General features: G+C 39.0%; 11 protein-coding genes and 1 pseudogene. 7 read left to right on the forward strand and 5 right to left on the reverse strand.

The window, feature by feature from the left end:
- Positions 1 to 97 precede the first annotated feature (97 nt).
- A complete protein-coding gene (locus BDD26_RS08810) occupies positions 98 to 1,855 on the reverse strand; it encodes a flavin monoamine oxidase family protein (protein WP_211305458.1) in 1,758 nt (585 codons plus the stop codon).
- A 592-nt stretch (positions 1,856 to 2,447) separates the two neighbouring features.
- On the opposite strand from BDD26_RS08810, the pseudogene yjiA reads away from it, so the two are divergent.
- Positions 2,448 to 3,402 (forward strand): annotated as a pseudogene (gene yjiA / locus BDD26_RS20485) (GTPase).
- Between the two features lie 460 nt (positions 3,403 to 3,862).
- Here yjiA and BDD26_RS08820 read toward each other — a convergent pair.
- Together BDD26_RS08820 and BDD26_RS08825 are read right to left on the reverse strand one after the other, a co-directional pair.
- On the reverse strand, positions 3,863 to 4,426 hold the full coding sequence (locus BDD26_RS08820; RefSeq protein WP_038269147.1) for a tyrosine-type DNA invertase: 564 nt from the start codon (positions 4,424 to 4,426) through the stop codon (positions 3,863 to 3,865).
- 872 nt (positions 4,427 to 5,298) lie between these two features.
- Positions 5,299 to 6,624, reverse strand: a complete 1,326-nt coding sequence (locus BDD26_RS08825) for an SLC5/6 family protein (RefSeq protein WP_115826310.1) — start codon at positions 6,622 to 6,624, stop codon at positions 5,299 to 5,301.
- A 1,408-nt stretch (positions 6,625 to 8,032) separates the two neighbouring features.
- Between BDD26_RS08825 and BDD26_RS08830 the strand changes: the two genes are divergently transcribed.
- Genes BDD26_RS08830 through BDD26_RS08840 form a run of 3 tightly spaced genes read left to right on the forward strand, consistent with a single transcriptional unit; the run spans position 8,033 to position 9,767 of the window.
- Positions 8,033 to 8,704 (forward strand): CsgG/HfaB family protein, encoded by a 672-nt coding sequence (locus tag BDD26_RS08830; RefSeq protein WP_038269153.1) that lies wholly within the window; start codon positions 8,033 to 8,035, stop codon positions 8,702 to 8,704.
- 38 nt (positions 8,705 to 8,742) lie between these two features.
- A complete protein-coding gene (locus BDD26_RS08835) occupies positions 8,743 to 9,099 on the forward strand; it encodes a DUF4810 domain-containing protein (protein WP_115826312.1) in 357 nt (118 codons plus the stop codon).
- A complete protein-coding gene (locus tag BDD26_RS08840) occupies positions 9,099 to 9,767 on the forward strand; it encodes a DUF799 domain-containing protein (protein WP_115827525.1) in 669 nt (222 codons plus the stop codon). Before BDD26_RS08835 ends, BDD26_RS08840 begins: the two co-directional genes overlap by 1 nt.
- An 89-nt stretch (positions 9,768 to 9,856) precedes the next feature.
- Here the strand turns inward: BDD26_RS08840 and BDD26_RS08845 are convergent, their stop codons facing one another.
- A complete protein-coding gene (locus BDD26_RS08845) occupies positions 9,857 to 11,197 on the reverse strand; it encodes an MATE family efflux transporter (protein WP_038269160.1) in 1,341 nt (446 codons plus the stop codon).
- 430 nt (positions 11,198 to 11,627) lie between these two features.
- Between BDD26_RS08845 and BDD26_RS08850 the strand changes: the two genes are divergently transcribed.
- The 3 genes from BDD26_RS08850 (at position 11,628) to BDD26_RS08860 (ending at position 15,800) form a co-directional block, all read left to right on the forward strand.
- Complete coding sequence (locus BDD26_RS08850) at positions 11,628 to 12,974, forward strand: NCS2 family permease (protein WP_115826313.1); 1,347 nt, start codon at positions 11,628 to 11,630, stop codon at positions 12,972 to 12,974.
- Between the two features lie 273 nt (positions 12,975 to 13,247).
- Positions 13,248 to 14,897: a Na+/H+ antiporter gene (locus tag BDD26_RS08855; protein ID WP_115826315.1), complete on the forward strand. Its 1,650-nt coding sequence runs from the start codon at positions 13,248 to 13,250 to the stop codon at positions 14,895 to 14,897.
- Between the two features lie 3 nt (positions 14,898 to 14,900).
- On the forward strand, positions 14,901 to 15,800 hold the full coding sequence (locus tag BDD26_RS08860; protein ID WP_038269167.1) for a carboxylate/amino acid/amine transporter: 900 nt from the start codon (positions 14,901 to 14,903) through the stop codon (positions 15,798 to 15,800).
- Here BDD26_RS08860 and metR read toward each other — a convergent pair.
- On the reverse strand, positions 15,685 to 16,641 hold the full coding sequence (metR, locus tag BDD26_RS08865) for an HTH-type transcriptional regulator MetR (RefSeq protein ID WP_072022061.1): 957 nt from the start codon (positions 16,639 to 16,641) through the stop codon (positions 15,685 to 15,687). The genes BDD26_RS08860 and metR overlap by 116 nt on opposite strands.
- Positions 16,642 to 16,724: the final 83 nt, after the last annotated feature.

Below are 16,724 nucleotides of genomic sequence, written 5' to 3' on the forward strand. Positions count from 1 at the left end.
TATGAATAAGTACATCATTAATTATGAATGATGACAGACTAATTTTATTGATAAGAATATCTTTTCCATTTTAAAATATATTGAGTATATAGAGTAATTATCTTCCTAAATAATATTTTTTATCTAACCATTCCGGCCAATTCAGATAAAAAGTTTCTTGTAGTAATCGCTCCGCTACGCAAAATGCTCCTTCAGTCCAACCCTGATCGCCTGAGTATGCTTCTCCTATAATATGTACAGATTCATTTTTTATTGGGTGCCTCATAAAAGGCATAACTTCTTCTACTGATACACCGGCTTGCCAGGCATGATATCCGCCTCCGTATGGATCTTGAGACCAATCTTTGATCCTTGCGATATAAGGTGGTGGAATATCTATACCATGTAATTCCTTAACTTGAAGCATTGCTTCTTCGACTAAATGTTTAGGAACGGGATCACCGGGCAGGGGAAACTCTTTAATTTTCTCTTCTGAAACTATAGTGGTTTCACGAGGTTCATAGATAAATTTTTTATCTTTTATTCGCATGAGCGCTTTCCAGAATGTGACTGTCCTCATATCGTTATAGCTGGATAAAAATAATGAATGAGAATTTTTTTGATCCGTACCAAAATAGTAACATTGCCGGATAGGTAAATCAGTGATTGATGCTCCTGATTTGGTTTTAAACTGTTTAGTCCACCAAGGATATTCGAATCCCATTAATAATTTTAGTGCCGGTTCAGAAATAACCGAGTCAATATTTTTGTGTAATTCTTTGGATAAATTTTTATTAAAGAAGAAATTTTTTTGATCTAAGAGATTAAGAGAGCGTTTTGGCATTGCCAGGATAATAGTATCAGCGTTTACTGTCCAATAAGTTTGATTATTTTCATTCCTAAATTTTAATGAATAACGTCGGCTCCCTTTATTATTATGTTTAAAGGTGATTAAGGTATTCTTTAGCCAAAGTTTAGCACCATTTTGGTTTGTATAAGCTTTTGCTAAAGCATAAGCTAATTGATCATATCCATTTTTAATGGTTCTATATTCTGTATCAGCTTGTGTAAAGTCTCCTATCATGTAAGACATGGATTCAGCAGCATTCCAATTCATTGTATTTGAATAGTATCCTCCGGCATCAGATAAAAAATTATAGCCTTCTTGTCCGATTTGATCTTTAATTAAATTCCAAAATCCAATGTCTTTGACTTTCATTTCGTGATACGGGCTTCCTTTTTTGAGATAGGTTATATTCTTTTTAATAACATCCCACTGGCGCAGGCTTATTTTAAATTTATAGTCATATTTATTTGTTTTTTCAATAAGATCACCATAATTTTCCCTGAACCAGGGATCTGCAACTAAGACATCATATATAACTTTATTAAATAATTGAGAGGCACTATAACCTTTACTATTATCGTCCAGGAAGTAACGAGTTTTTAAGATCTTATCCTTATTTTGCATTTTAGACCATAAATCAGCTTTGAAACGTTGCCCTCGTAAATAGAAAAAATTATTTGGTGAATCACTCCCTGGAAATAGTTCGTAATTTAATTTAAAAACATCTTCAATTAAGGATGCAGTAATTTTTTGTGAAGAGAGGTAGCGCATACCACCTAATTCACTGATAATATCCATACCGGGTAAGTTAACCGAGAGTAATCTTCCTCCCACAAGATCGTTTAAATCAAATATATGAGCGGTGGACGGAGAATGTGAATTGGCAGAATGTTGTCCGGTTAACAGGCGATACCCTGCATATAAGCCAGATACACCAGCACCGATAATTGCTATATCAATTGATAATCCTTCTTGAATATCAATACTATGAGGAATTTGACCCATTTCAATTCTTTTATCTTTTTTCATAGGATATCTCTCTTAATTAAGATAAATAGTATTTTCCTTGAATCATTTTTTAATACCAAACTGTGAGAGTTAATAACTTTTTTAGATATTTTTTTAATGGGGAATAATTTGTATAATGTATCTTAGATTACCTCCTGCTATGAACGAGAGCATAATATAATTTTCATAAATGCTAAAGTAACTGGATTAATCTGATTATTTAAATTGTATGTGATTGTTTCTTTATTAATTGTGGTTAGGATGATTAGCTTAGACAATAATATTTTGCTTTTTTCATAAAAATCAAATCAGAATAATAAAGTTACATACTATAAATTTTAAGACACAAACAACAAAGCTGTAATTTGAAAGATGACAGGTATATCATGGAATAGTTTTTTACTATGTAGCATATCAGCCAATAAATAATCATGAACGATATATTGTCGGTGAAAGTTATCGACGTTGTTGCCGAATTCTTCTAAAGTATACTCATCTAAGGTTATCCAATGTTTTTTCTCTGAAAAACTTTGAACATAATTCAGAAACTTAGTTTTTTTAACGTTTTCAGATGAATAGGAGAAAAACTATTATAATGAAGCAGGAAACGAAAATGAAACCTATATCTGTCACGATCCTAACGGGCTTTTTGGGAGCAGGTAAGACAACATTATTGCAGCATATTCTTAATACTGAACATGGTTATAAGATTGCTGTGATTGAAAATGAGTTTGGTGAAGTCCCTATTGATAATGAATTGATTGGAGATAGGGCGACTCAGATTAAGACATTAAGCAATGGTTGTATTTGTTGCAGTCGCTCAAATGAGCTGGAAGATGCTTTACTGGATTTATTGGACGGCCTTGATAAAGGTCAGTTCATTTTTGATCGGCTGATTATCGAATGTACAGGGATGGCCGATCCTGGCCCAATTACTCAGACATTTTTTTCCCACGAAATTTTGTGTCAGCGTTTTTTTACTGGATGGCATTATTACATTGGTGGATGCAGTACATGCTGAACAACAACTGGATCGTTTTTCCATTGCTCAGGCACAGGTTGGATATGCCGATAAAATTTTATTAACGAAAACGGATGTCGCTTCAGAAAATGATGCACTGGCAGAACGGTTACAGAGAATTAATGCCAGAGCGCCAATTCATAAAGTGGTACATGGGGAAGCTGACTTAAGTTTATTGTTCGATCTGGAAGGTTTCATGTTGAATGATAAATTGACCGTTTCAGTACCGACTTTTCGCTTCGTGCCCGGGCAGCAAAACAATATCCAGTCTGTCGTTGTCAACCTGACTCATCCTGTTGAATTTAATGAAATTTCAAATCTTATGGAAGAGTTGTTACTGAATTTTGCTGACAGTTTACTGCGTTATAAAGGTATCCTTGCCATTCAAGGAGAGCCACGTAGATTATTGTTTCAGGGAGTTCAACGCCTATATAGTGCAGATTGGGATCGCGAATGGTGCGATGATGAACAGCGGCATAGTGTATTGGTTTTTATTGGAATGGATCTACCAGAGCAGAAAATCAGAGAAAAATTTGCGCAATTATAGTTGATACTTGTCTTATTGTTTAACTGGATAGCCAAATTGAGATACGGGCTTTTCATTTAACTTAAAAAATGAAGGGGGGATTCCCTTCATTTTTTAAGTTACCTCTTTGTTGGCTTAACTCATTCACCTCAGTGATATGCTCAGCGATGTACCTGAAAGTGCCATCTCAATTTGATTTGAACTCTATTGGGTATTGGCATAAATTTGCTGATTATATTTAAATACAAATTTATATTATATATGTGAATCCTGAAATTTAAGTTTTTATAAAAGAAATAAAGCAGTAATCTAACAAACATAAAACAATAAATATAAATAGAATTTATCATACGTCAAAAATCATATTTACGTTACAACGAAGTTGTCTATTCTGTTTACTTGCAATCTCCACAAGAGGAACAGTGGAGATTGTTGCAATAACAGGTCATGTTAGTGAAAACAAGAAAAATAAATAAAAAATTTACTTAGAGTGTGTCTCCCAAATTTTGGAAAAGCGTTTTACATTACTGGCCGTGTAAATCACTGTATGTGAAATGTTGCGATGCCCCAGATAATCTTGAATTAAACGAGTATCACGACCGAGGTCTGCAAGTGCATAGCCGCAGGCGTGTCTTAACATATGGGGATGCGGAGAAACGCTGACTGCGGCCTTTTTTCCATAACGTTTCAGTAACCCATAAACTTGTTGTCGTGAAACAGCCCCTGATTTTTGGGAAAGAAATACCCATGGTGAATCAGCTTCCCGCCATTTTTGACGTACATCCAGCCATCTTTTCAGTGCTTCAATTTCTTCTGGGATCAAAGGATGTGTTGTTGACAGACCGCCTTTTAAACGTCTTATATGAATAATTGCTGAATTTAAATCGAGATCAGATAAACATAAATTACACAGCTCACTGACCCTAAACCCATGAATAAAACACATCAATAGCATGCAATAATCTCGTTCAGCATGACGTCCTTGTTTTGTCTCTGCCAAAATTGCATCTATTTCATATCGGGTTAAAAATTTGCGTTGCTTCATGAAATTATCATTCCTATTACATCAGATAGATTAGCTGTAAATAACGGGGCTATTTAAACTAATCGAATACAACAAGCTATCAGAGCTTTTGAACATAATTGGATAAATACCAGGTTAATATAATTAGAAAACAGGAAATAAAAAAATTTGCTGCTTCTGTTCATCATTGTTTTAATGAAAATATTTATTTAAATAGTGTAAATATTTGTTATGTAACCCTCGTGAATAGAATGGGCTAATCATAGAAAGAATTCCACAAGGAATGCTGATTGATTAAATTTTGCTACTAAACATCTGGCTGAATTTTATTTTTAGTTTTTTATTCTTATATTGTCCTTTTATGGTGTAATGATTTCGTCTTTTTACTGCATTTACCGGAAAAAGTAAATGATTTATCTAATTTGAGTGAAATATGTACTTTTTTGTATGCAAAATATCTACTTAAAGAGTTTATTTCAATATAATTCAGATATAAATTTTTTAATTTTTTGTATATTCAGGATTTTATTTTGATTATTGAGGTGATTTAAAATTAGTAGACTTCTCTGGTGTAAATAATGCAGGTATGACAGCATTTAAAATAACCGAATTAACATGAACAAGTAACTTGTAAATTTATGTTATCATTTAAAATAATATTATTATCTTGCTAATTAAGTGTAATGCTTTCCTGTTCTTATTTGAGTTGTAAAGATTTATTCAATAAATATTAATTATGATTAATTAAAAAATATTTCATCATTGCGATAATTATTGATTGCGTTATGTGCTTATTGGAGGTGCTTGGATGACATACAGACCTTCCACAATAGAAAGGTCTGTAGCGTAAGAAATCTTAATGATGAGCTGGCTAGCTGCTGATTTTTATCACATCAGGAAAAGGCCAGAAAAGGAGAGATACATAGCAAGATCCCTGTGAAGATGATCAAGATTAGTGATACTCCTTTGTGGTGACAGAGGTTGGGAACCTTGTAAACCAGATAAGCAGGAATAAGGCAGCCGACGATACCAAATATCGGACTACAGATAGATGTGAAACTTAAAACCGGTGCATTCAGAATAATCGCTCCCCATGCTAATAAAATAGCAAATATTATGATGCCTTTTTGCACCCACTTTTCATTGATTTTTTCTGTTGATATTAAGCGGCTGAGAATATTCATGGCTATTCCCTGACTGGCTTCTCGAAAACCGAGGTAGACACCGAAGAAGGCAGTCATGACAGCGAAGACATTGAGTATAATACTGACTAAAATGACCCAGCCACCGGGGAAAAATTGTGCAGCAATCGCTAGTGCGGAAATATTCTGTTCATAAGCTTTGACCGCTTCGTCGTGTCCCATCGCCAGCGTGAAAGAAACAGCATAGAAAAACACCGTACAAAACAGAATACCAAAGGCGATATTCATAGCCCGCAGTGCCTTATAACGGGCAACTTCACGATTTTTTTCATGATTGCGATAAGAAATAACCATCGGGCTTAGTGTCTGGATAAACAGGATGGATGTGAGTGTAAAAGGGAGAGTGATAATGGCCTTTTTTACCAACATGGAGAAAGGAGGTAATGCGCCGATATTGTATAGATGCCACATGCCGAGCATGGAAAACCCCAGTGCAGCAACAACAAATAATTTTATCAGCACCATTAGACTGGATAGTTTGAATAACAATCGTTCACTGCGGGATGAGATCATCACCAGAATACAGATTAAGGTTAATCCATAAAAAGGATTTTCGGATAACAATTCGTCGGAAATACCAAAGGTTTGCAGATATGAAGCGCTATCGTTGGTGATTGCAGTGGAGTAAACAAACATCCAGATCACCAGCATAATAAAGTAGAGCACACCTAAAAAAACGCCCCAATTTTTACCGAGATAACCGCTGATCACGCTAGGGTAATCCTTACATTCAGGTGATTCAGCAAGTGTATTGATGAACAGGCGTTGAAAAAGATACATGGCAGGATAGCCAATAACCGAAGAGAGCAGGAAGACCCACAATCCCATCAAACCGACCTGTACCGGAAGGAAAACAATACCGGCACCGATAGCCATGCCGATACTCATAATGATCCATCCCATGTCTATGCCACCAAATTTTATGGCTTGTTTCCATTCTGCTTGCGTCATATTAGCTCGTTTGGCAGCCAAAGAAGCGTGGGACATGACATCATTACTTTTTGTTGCTGTTTTCATAATAGCTCTCGTTTACATCTTTGGTGCTGTAATAGGTGTTGAATAAGCACAGAGAAAAACGTATCACATAAACACTAAAGAACGATTTTTTCAGAAAATTTGTTTAAAAAATGAATTGTCGTGTGTTGATATTAAAGAATTTTATGAGGAAAATTTTCCTAAAGACTCCGTTTAATATGATTTTTTAGAGAATTGTTTTTACATAAAGGAAAAATTGATATTTGTTATTCTCTCTTTATGCCAGGGTGTTGTGATTATTCGTAATATTGAAAATTGAAACAATTGGAGAGAAAAGCGATACGATTCACTACACTCGTACTTGCTCAAAACACCCTGTCAGTATTAAATCTTTTTTATTGCCATCATTATGATGTAATTTAGAATATTAATCTAGTTTTTTCTTGTATTACTGTCAGTGATGGATAAAAAGCAATCCGTCCTAATGGCTATCTGGATGGTCATATAGTGTATTTATTCATCTGTATATTTTGCTTGAGTTTAATAAATTTGTATATAAAGAATTATTTAATCATATCTTTTTTATTTTATATTTTAATAATTACAGGTTAATTACTTACTTGATTTATTCTCTTTGTTAAATTATAAGTTTTAATGATATTAATTTTGATGTTTTTTTATATATTGGGAATGATTCTGTAACGATAGTGTTGTTGAACATATTTTTCTATTGGATGGGAGATATCAATTAAATTCATACTCTGCGGCTTTACATGAATACGGGAGTGAAGGGGTATCTAATCGTATTTAAAAACATGATGTTGCCAGTAATGATATCCATAAAGTTTTCACCCGGGAGCCCCGATATGTGGAATGGAATGGACTGGATGTGATGGTATGGTTTTTTCTGCGTTGTCACTTAAATTATAATTTTTCTTATTATTTTAATTTACAGATTACCGACTTAATATAATATTTAAAGTTATATGATATTATTGTTGTTATATTTTGTATTTGGTGGATTTTAATATCGAAATTTGCACAATAAAATAATATTAGAATATCTATTATCCTAACCTTAAATAAGAGGTTGGATTACCTTTACATACCTTAACAGACAGAGTGTGGCTGCAATTAAATGGATTGCCGGAAGCATAGAAAATTGGTGTTAACTATAGTAACTGAACATGGCTGATATGACCGTGTTGTATTTACATAGACTTTTCCTATAATAAAACTTATTATTTTACCGTTTTATCTTAGTTGTATCCGCCTGTATCTGTATATACCCAATTGCAATCGATTTTAAACAGAACCCAACGAGGTATGTGAGGGGTATAATTTGTCTGACAGACAGGCTTCTATACCCTATGGATTTCAAGATGCAGCTAACCCTATTGCCACTTGAAAGACGACGGGATAACCAAAAAACTCTCAGGAAGACATAATAATGAAAAATAAACTCACGTTAGCTTCACTTTGTCTCGCTTCACTCATGTTGAGCGGATGTGCGACGGAGTCGTCATCGACTCTTCAGGTGCAAAAAGTTTCTTCATATAACACCACCTACAAAGGAATTCGTAGCCCTATCGCGGTAGGTAAATTTGAAAACCGCTCAAGCTACCAAAATGGCATTTTCTCTGATGGTATCGATCGTTTGGGGAACCAATCAAAAACTATTCTGGTGACTCATTTACAGCAAACTGGTCGTTTTAATGTGCTGGAGCGTACTAACATGGCTGAATTGAAAACAGAGGCCGGGTTACGAGGCAAAGCGCAGAAGCTGAAGGGAGCTAATTATGTGATCACTGGTGCTGTTACTGAATTCGGTCGCAAGGAAGTAGGTGACCATCAGTTATGGGGTATTTTGGGGCGTGGTAAATCACAGATTGCTTATGCAAAAGTGATGCTGAATGTTGTGAATGTTGAAACGTCTGAAGTTGTTTTCTCTTCAGCAGGAGCCGGGGAATATAAATTATCCAGCCGCGAAATTATTGGATTCGGTGGTGCATCCGGTTATGACTCTACTCTGAATGGCAAAGTGTTGGATTTGGCGATCCGTGAAGCTGTCAATGACCTTGTGTCTGGTGTTGAAAGTGGCGCATGGAAGCCAACGAACTAATATTCTAATAACTAATAATATATCGGGAAGACTTTTTAATGTTTTTGATAAAAAAGATGGGGATGCTGCCGGGCATACTATTATTGGCCGGGTGTGTGCATGCACCTAAAACCATTTATGAATGGGGTGATTACCAGTCAACTGTTTACCAATATTACCAACAGGATAAGACCGGGCCACAAGAACAGATCCAGGCATTGCAAAAAGTAATTGAACAAGCCAGAGCCAAAGACAAACCCGTTCCTCCCGGGCTGCATGCTCAAATGGGGTTGCTCTATAGTAAAACAGGCAATATTGAGGAAGCCTTTCAGCAGTTTGAAATAGAAAAGAAATTATTTCCTGAATCCGCACAGTATATGGATTTTCTGCTGAATAAAAATAAGGGAGTGAAATGATGAACCGTTTTTGGGGGGCAGTCGGCGCTTTATTATTGCTGGTATTGACAGGATGTGCCAAGCAGACACCTTACGATTATAGTGCATTGAAAGAAAGTGACCCTAAATCGATACTGGTTCTGCCTGCTGTGAATAAATCCGTGGATGTGAAGGCAGCTGGCAGCGTGGTTTCTCAGGTCACTTATCCGTTGGCTGAATCAGGATATTATGTTTTTCCTGTCGCGGCTGTCGAAGAGACATTCCGGCAAAATGGTGCAGCTGATGCGCAGGATATCCACAATATCAGCTATAAAAAACTACATGATATTTTTGGTGCGGATGCAGCCCTTTATCTGGATGTTACAGAGTACGGTACACAATATCAGATCATTAGCAGTGATACCCGCGTGACAGCGAAAGCTCGCCTGGTTGATTTGCGGACTGGTAAACAAGTGTGGAGTGGTGTAGCAACAGCTTCTAGCGCAGAAAATCGTAACAATGGCGGTGGTGGAATTATTGGTATGTTAGTGTCTGCGGTTATTGAGCAAATTGCGAACACCATGATGGATAGAGGCCACGATATTGCAGGCATTACCAGTAATCGTCTATTGAGTGCGGGAGGATATCATTATGGCCGCCTGCTGTATGGACCGCGTTCAGAACATTATCGTAAAGAAAAACTAGAATAATTTTAAAATGCCGCAGACAATAACTGCGGCATTTTTTACTGTCATTTTTACAACTAATTTTTACGACTATGTTTTGCAGTTAAACGTGATTAAACATCTAATCGTTTAGTTTGCCATTTCTTAGATTTCCAGCGCCAGGCGTTTACCAGCCCTCGTATCCATTCATCGCAGAAAAAGCCAATCCAGATCCCCAGGATACCCATCTCCATGGTAATTCCCAGAAAATAGCCAACAGGGATAGAAATACCCCACATGAAGAGCAGAGCAGTACAAAGCGGGAATCTGGCATCACCGGAAGCACGCAGGGCATTGACCATGACGATATTAAAAGTACGTCCCGGTTCCAGAAAGACAGACAACAGGAATAAAGGCAGCAGAAGCTCAATGATCTTTTGGTTTTCTGTCATCAGGCCAAGGAGCGGTTCCCGGAAAATCCAGAAAAATAATACGACGCCAATTGTGACAACAACGCCGATTTTCAGACTCTTTATCCCACGGATATAAGCATCTTCAAAACGTTTTGCTCCGACAAGGTGGCCGACCATAATTTCATTACCGATACTGGTGGAAATACCAAACAGCATGATGAACAGCGATAGTTGAAAATACAGAGTCTGTGCAGCCAGAGAAGTTTCACCCATCAAACCGATAAAAGCCTGTGCGGTCATATATTGTAATATCCACACCAGGTTTTCACCGGCAGCCGGTAAACCGATATGCAGGATTTTGCCAAGCATATTCTTTGACCAGCATATCATTAACTTAGGGATCAGCTTGATTCTTAAACCATAAAATAATAATCCGCAGAGGAGAATAACCGCAACCGTACGACCAAATACCGTAGACCATGCCACGCCTTCCAGTCCATATTTAGGTAGGCCAAAGAACCCGTACAGGACAATCATATTACCGACAATCGTCAGCAGATTGGCAATCAGGGTGACATACATGGCAGATTTTGACTTACCATAAACCCGCAGACAGGCAGCCAGAATAATTGAAATTGCTTCCGGTATCAGGCAGATACCTAAAATGTGCAGATAAGCAAATCCATCCTCCATCAGGTTTTCTGGCAGATTCATGATGTGCAGGATTTTATAGCCGAAGAAAATCGTCACCAAAGCACAACTAAAACCCAACACAAAATTAAAAGCGATGGAAATATGGATCGCCTGACTGGCTTTATCTCTTTTTCCTGAGCCGAGATATTGTGCAATTACAACGCTGCAACCAACACTAATGAAATTAAAGATCGTAATGAACAGATCAAAAACATGATTACCAACCCCCATAGCAGCTAAGTAAGCCGAAGAAATATGGCTGACCATATATGTATTAATTAGCAACGTCGCCATATGAAGAAAAATATCGATGAAAATCGGCCAGCTCAGTGAAAAAAGCGAACGATCTGCAACATCAGATTGATGCATTATAAAACCTATTAATTGAATGGTCTTTTGTGGTGTGACATACCCAGAAAGTATCTATAATTTTACTTGGTTTACTGGTTGATTGGTAGACAAAATGCGTTATTTCCCAATTAGGGTGAAGCAAAAATTTTTATTATGAATATTCACTGATTTCCTGTTTTTCCTTAAGACTGCCAATAGAGGGATTGACAACAAAATTCATGATTATGACTTGATTCTCATCCCCGATTCACCGGATAATCCTCTGCCTCAATTACCTCATCACTTTTTTCCCTCAAAAGCCAAACGATTGCGTATGAAGATGGCTGAACTAATTAAGTACAGCGTTTTTGAGATTATCAAATGACGTAATCGTTTTCGTCGGATAAGAGGAGGGAAGAAATAGTGAGGAAAATCGGATAGATGTTCAACATACTGGCAGGGGATAAACATGTCTGGCACGCAGGCACCAACTCAAGGCAAACTCGATAAGTATTTTAAAATAACTGAACATGGAAGCACGGTACGTCAGGAAATTCTCGCAGGGTTAACAATATTTTTGGCGATGGTCTATTCCGTTATTGTTGTGCCAGGCTTGCTTGGACAGGCTGGATTTCCTCATACCGCAGTATTTATTGCTGTATGTCTGGTTACAGGGGTTGGCTCATTATTGATGGGATTGTGGGTTAATTTGCCGATGGCAATTGGTTGCGCACTCTCCCTGACACCCTTTACTGCTTTTAGTCTGGTATTAGGGCAACAAGTCAGTATTCCTGTTGCATTGGGCGCTGTTTTCCTGATGGGATGCTTGTTCACCATTATTTCTGTTACCGGCATTCGTGCCTGGATATTACGCAATATGCCAATGGGAATAGCTCATGGAACAGGTATCGGCATCGGGTTATTTTTGCTGCTGATTGCGGCAAATGGCGTAGGATTGGTGATTAAAAATCCTCATCCGGGGCTGCCGGTTGCTTTTGGTTCGTTGACAGCCTTTCCTGTAATAATGTCTTTATTAGGGTTAGCAGGGATTATTGGGTTGGAAAGGAAGAAAGTTCCCGGTAGTATTTTGCTGGTGATTATTGTTATTTCAATCATTGGCTTGATTTTCGATCCCGCAGTGAAATATCAAGGATTTTTTAAATTGCCAACATTAGGGGAAGATGGCCTTTCTCTGATGTTTAGTATGGATATCATGGGAGCTTTGCAGCCCGTTGTATTACCGAGTGTGTTTGCGTTGGTGATGACAGCAATATTTGATGCCACAGGTACTATCAGGGCTGTAGCGGGGCAAGCTAATCTGCTGGATAAAAGGGGGCAGATTATTAATGGTGGTAAGGCGCTGACAGCCGATTCTGTCAGCAGCATTTTCGCCGGAGCAATCGGCTCTTCTCCTGCTGGAGTTTATATTGAATCCGCGGCGGGAAGCGCAGTGGGAGGAAGAACAGGATTGACCGCCACAGTTGTCGGTATCTTGTTTCTGCTGATATTATTCCTTTCCCCATTATCATATCTGGTTCCTTCGTATGCGACGGCGCCTGCTTTGATGTATGTCGGGTTGCTGATGTTGAGTAACGTACGCAAGCTGAATTTCGATGATTCTGTCGAGGCAATGTCAGGATTACTGTGTGCTGTATTTATCGTTCTGACTTGTAATATTGTTACTGGTATTATGCTAGGGTTTGGTGCTTTGGTTGTTGGACGTATTTTCTCCGGTGAATGGCGTCAGCTGAATATCGGTACGGTAATTATTGCTATTGCATTGGTGGTATTCTATGCCGGCAATTGGGCTATTTAATTAAAAGAGTGCTCAAAAAATTATGCGCAAACGATTAAAGTTTGCGCGTGTATTTCCAGATTAGATAATTTTTAAAATCTGTCAAATTTTCGACAAAATTCCGTAGATAAGTATAAAATAGACAAATGACTTGCTGTTCATTGATTCACAATGTGATTGTTTTTTAAATTTCCAGAATAACTTCAATTTTTAGGGTTATTAGCGCTGTTATTACAAGAAAAAAACAGTCACAATCTCTTCACCGACGGATTTTTGGCAATTTGTAAGGGTAACATGGAAATATTCTTTACTATCTTGATCTTGATTTTGGTGGTGTCAGTTTCTGGTGTTCTTACTAAAGTGATCCCATTCCGTGTCCCTTTGCCGATAGTGCAAATAGCAATAGGGGCATTGCTGGCCTGGCCTCATTTTGGTTTACACGTTACTTTCGATCCTGAATTATTCCTCGTTTTACTTATCCCTCCTCTATTATTTGTTGATGGCTGGAAAACACCAACCAGAGAATTTTTTCAACATGGGCGTGAAATAGTTATTCTGGTTTTAGTATTGGTCCTGGTGACAGTTGTCGGCATTGGTTATTTGATTTACTGGTTACTGCCGAGTATTCCACTTATTGCTGCTTTTGCCCTGGCAGCTGTGTTGTCACCAACTGATGCAGTAGCATTATCTTCGATTGTTGGGAAAGGGAGTATTCCTAAAAATATGATGAGTGTACTGGAAGGTGAAGCATTGATGAATGATGCTTCCGGTCTGGTTGCTCTGAAATTTGCCGTGGCAATTGCCATGGGGACAATGGCATTTACCGTCACAGGCGCAACATTCGAATTTTTTAAAGTGGCTATTGGTGGCTTGGCGTCGGGTATTGCTGTCACCTGGTTGTACAGTAAATCACTGCGATTAATGAGTCGCTGGAGTGGTGATGATCCTGCCACTCAAATCATGTTTATGATGTTGTTGCCATTTGCCTCTTACATGATTGCTGAACATATTGGTTTCTCCGGTATTCTGGCCGCAGTTGCTGCGGGTATGACTATTAGTACGGCGGGTGTGATCCGCAATGCGCCTTTGGATATGCGTTTGCGTGCTGATAACGTATGGGGAATGTTGGCGTTTGTATTCAACGGCCTGGTATTCATCATGTTGGGCTTACAGTTGCCGGGGATTTGGGAGACATCTGTTGCTCAGGCAGAACTTGATCCGCATGTTGAAACCTGGATGCTGTTCGCTGCGGTAGGTATCATTTATGCTGCGTTGATATTGCTGCGATTCTGTTGGCTATGGTTGATGAAAAATACCAGCAAGGTATTGATGAAGAAAAAACCGCTGGAATTTTCAACCTACACTACCCGTGAATTGTGGCTGGCTTCGTTTGCTGGGGTCCGTGGAGCAATTACTCTGGCTGGTGCTTTATCCGTACCTCTTTTCCTGCCGGATGGCGATCCATTTCCTGCTCGTTATCAGTTGATCTTTATTGCCGCAGGCGTGATTCTGTTCTCTCTGTTTGTCGGTGTTATTGCTCTTCCATTATTGCTGAGAGGCATGAAAGTGGGAGACAAACAGTCTGATCTCAATGAAATCAGAATGGCGAAAGCAGCGATGGCCGAAGTTGCGATTGTCAGTATGAATAAAATGGAAGAGCGTCTGTCTGCCAACACTGAGGAAAAACTGGACGCTGAAGTGATTAGTGAGGTCGCTTCCCGAGTCACCGGTTATTTGCGTCGCCGTACTGTCGGGACTGATGAGGGTGAACACAGCTTATTGGTTGAAGATCTGGAGCGGCGTTTCCGTTTGACGGCATTACGAGCTGAGAGGGGAGAGTTATATCACTTGCGTGCAACTCGTAAGATTAGTAATGAAACGTTACAGTCGCTCCTGCATGACCTTGATTTGCTTGAAGCGCTGTTGGTAGGTAAATCTCAATAAAATATGTGGCTATTAACAATTACAACACTTTTGTGGGCTGCGTCATTCAGCCTGATTGGTGCTTATCTCGCCGGTCAGGTTGATAGCTGGTTTTCTGTTCTTGTCAGAGTCGTGTTAGCTGCTCTGATATTTTTACCATTTCTGCGTTGGCGTGGGTTATCACTGAAAGTCATTGCACTGTATATGGCAGTGGGAGCTTGTCAGTTAGGTGTGATGTATTTGTTTGTATTTCATGCTTACCACTATCTGACGGTAGCAGAATTTTTGCTGTTTACGGTCATGACCCCGCTGTATGTCACACTGATATACGATTTGATGGGGCGTCAACGGCTACGTTGGGGCTATGCGCTCAGTTCGTTACTGGCTGTGGCGGGAGCTGCGATTATTCGTTATGACCGGTTAAGTGAATCCTTCTGGATTGGTTTAATGCTGGTGCAATTGGCCAATATTTTCTTTGCCATTGGTCAGGTTGGTTATAAGCGTTTGATGGAAATGCATCCGATACCACAGAGAATCGCATTTTCGTGGTTCTATTTAGGTGCTTGTGTCGTTGCAATTATCGGCTGGTTAATGTTTGGTGATCCACAGAAACTGCCGACAACCCAAGTACAATGGGGAGTCCTGATCTGGTTAGGAGCAGGGGCTTCCGGTATTGGCTACTTTATGTGGAATTATGGCGCAACCCAAGTGGATGCCGGAACACTGGCGATTATGAATAATATGCTGGTTCCGGCGGGGTTATTGGTCAATTTTGTTATTTGGCAGCAGCATCCAAATTGGTTGGGTTTTACCATTGGAGGCAGCCTGATTGTTGCGTCGCTTTGGGTGCATCATCGTTGGATATTGAAACCCGCTTCACAAACGGCAAATTATCCACCGCGTGCTGGCGCGCAGAACGAATAAATGTATCAATGGCTGGTTGGCGTTGCTCCCCTTTACGGCAGGCAGCGTACAACCGGCTCCATAACCCTTCTCCCAATGTCTGAGTGACAACTAATCCTTGCCTTTCGAATGTTTCCACCGCCCAATGAGGCAATGCTGCAATACCTAAACGGGCGGCCACCATTTGAATGAGTAATAACGTGTTATCGACGGTTTTCAAGGTCGGAGTAACATCTGCTGGTTCAAGAAAACGTCTCCAGATATCAAAACGTTGCCGTTGAACCGGATAAATCAGCAAAGTTTCGGGGGAGAGATCCTCTGGCTGGATATCCCGCTGATTAGCCAATGGATGATCAGGGGCAACCACCAGTTTCACTTCATAGTCAAACAACGGCGTATAGTGCAGTTTACTGTCTGGAATAATGTCGGATGTCAGTACAATATCCAGCTCTCTCTGTTGCAGAGCCGGCTGTGGATCAAAAGTTACCCCGGATTTAAAATCCACATTGACCTGCGGCCAGCTTTCCTTAAAACGTTTAAGTGCAGGAGTGAGCCACTGAATACAGCTATGACATTCAATAGCAATACGCAAATTAGCCTCTTGCGGCTTATTGCACTCGTGCAGGGAGGCTGTGATCATAGGCAAAATTTGTTCTGCTAATCTTAGTAGCACTTCACCTTGATGAGTCAGTTTCAGGGGCTGACTTTTACGAATGAAAAGCCTATATCCTAGCCGATGCTCCAGTTCACTGAATTGATGCGAAAGAGCCGATTGTGTTTGATGCAGATGATTTGCTGCTGCTGCTAACGAACCACAGTGATTTAATGCTTGCAGTGTTTTTAAGTGTTTTATCTCGATCATGAAAAACCTTCAAGTTGATGATGAATAATTTGCGCTTGTGGTTTATACATTACCTGTTGATTATAGAAGTGTAAACATCTAGA

It is taken from the genome of Xenorhabdus cabanillasii, from assembly GCF_003386665.1.
Taxonomy (GTDB): domain Bacteria; phylum Pseudomonadota; class Gammaproteobacteria; order Enterobacterales; family Enterobacteriaceae; genus Xenorhabdus; species Xenorhabdus cabanillasii.

Coding starts and splice junctions, on each gene's coding strand:
- BDD26_RS08850 (WP_115826313.1), top strand. CDS start 11,628: ATGTCTGGCACGCAGGCACCAACTCAAGGCAAACTCGATAAGTATTTT.
- BDD26_RS08860 (WP_038269167.1), top strand. CDS start 14,901: ATGTGGCTATTAACAATTACAACACTTTTGTGGGCTGCGTCATTCAGC.
- BDD26_RS08855 (WP_115826315.1), top strand. CDS start 13,248: ATGGAAATATTCTTTACTATCTTGATCTTGATTTTGGTGGTGTCAGTT.
- BDD26_RS08845 (WP_038269160.1), bottom strand. CDS start 11,197: ATGCATCAATCTGATGTTGCAGATCGTTCGCTTTTTTCACTGAGCTGG.
- metR (WP_072022061.1), bottom strand. CDS start 16,641: ATGATCGAGATAAAACACTTAAAAACACTGCAAGCATTAAATCACTGT.
- BDD26_RS08810 (WP_211305458.1), bottom strand. CDS start 1,855: ATGAAAAAAGATAAAAGAATTGAAATGGGTCAAATTCCTCATAGTATT.
- BDD26_RS08835 (WP_115826312.1), top strand. CDS start 8,743: ATGTTTTTGATAAAAAAGATGGGGATGCTGCCGGGCATACTATTATTG.
- BDD26_RS08830 (WP_038269153.1), top strand. CDS start 8,033: ATGAAAAATAAACTCACGTTAGCTTCACTTTGTCTCGCTTCACTCATG.
- BDD26_RS08820 (WP_038269147.1), bottom strand. CDS start 4,426: ATGAAGCAACGCAAATTTTTAACCCGATATGAAATAGATGCAATTTTG.
- BDD26_RS08840 (WP_115827525.1), top strand. CDS start 9,099: ATGAACCGTTTTTGGGGGGCAGTCGGCGCTTTATTATTGCTGGTATTG.
- BDD26_RS08825 (WP_115826310.1), bottom strand. CDS start 6,624: ATGAAAACAGCAACAAAAAGTAATGATGTCATGTCCCACGCTTCTTTG.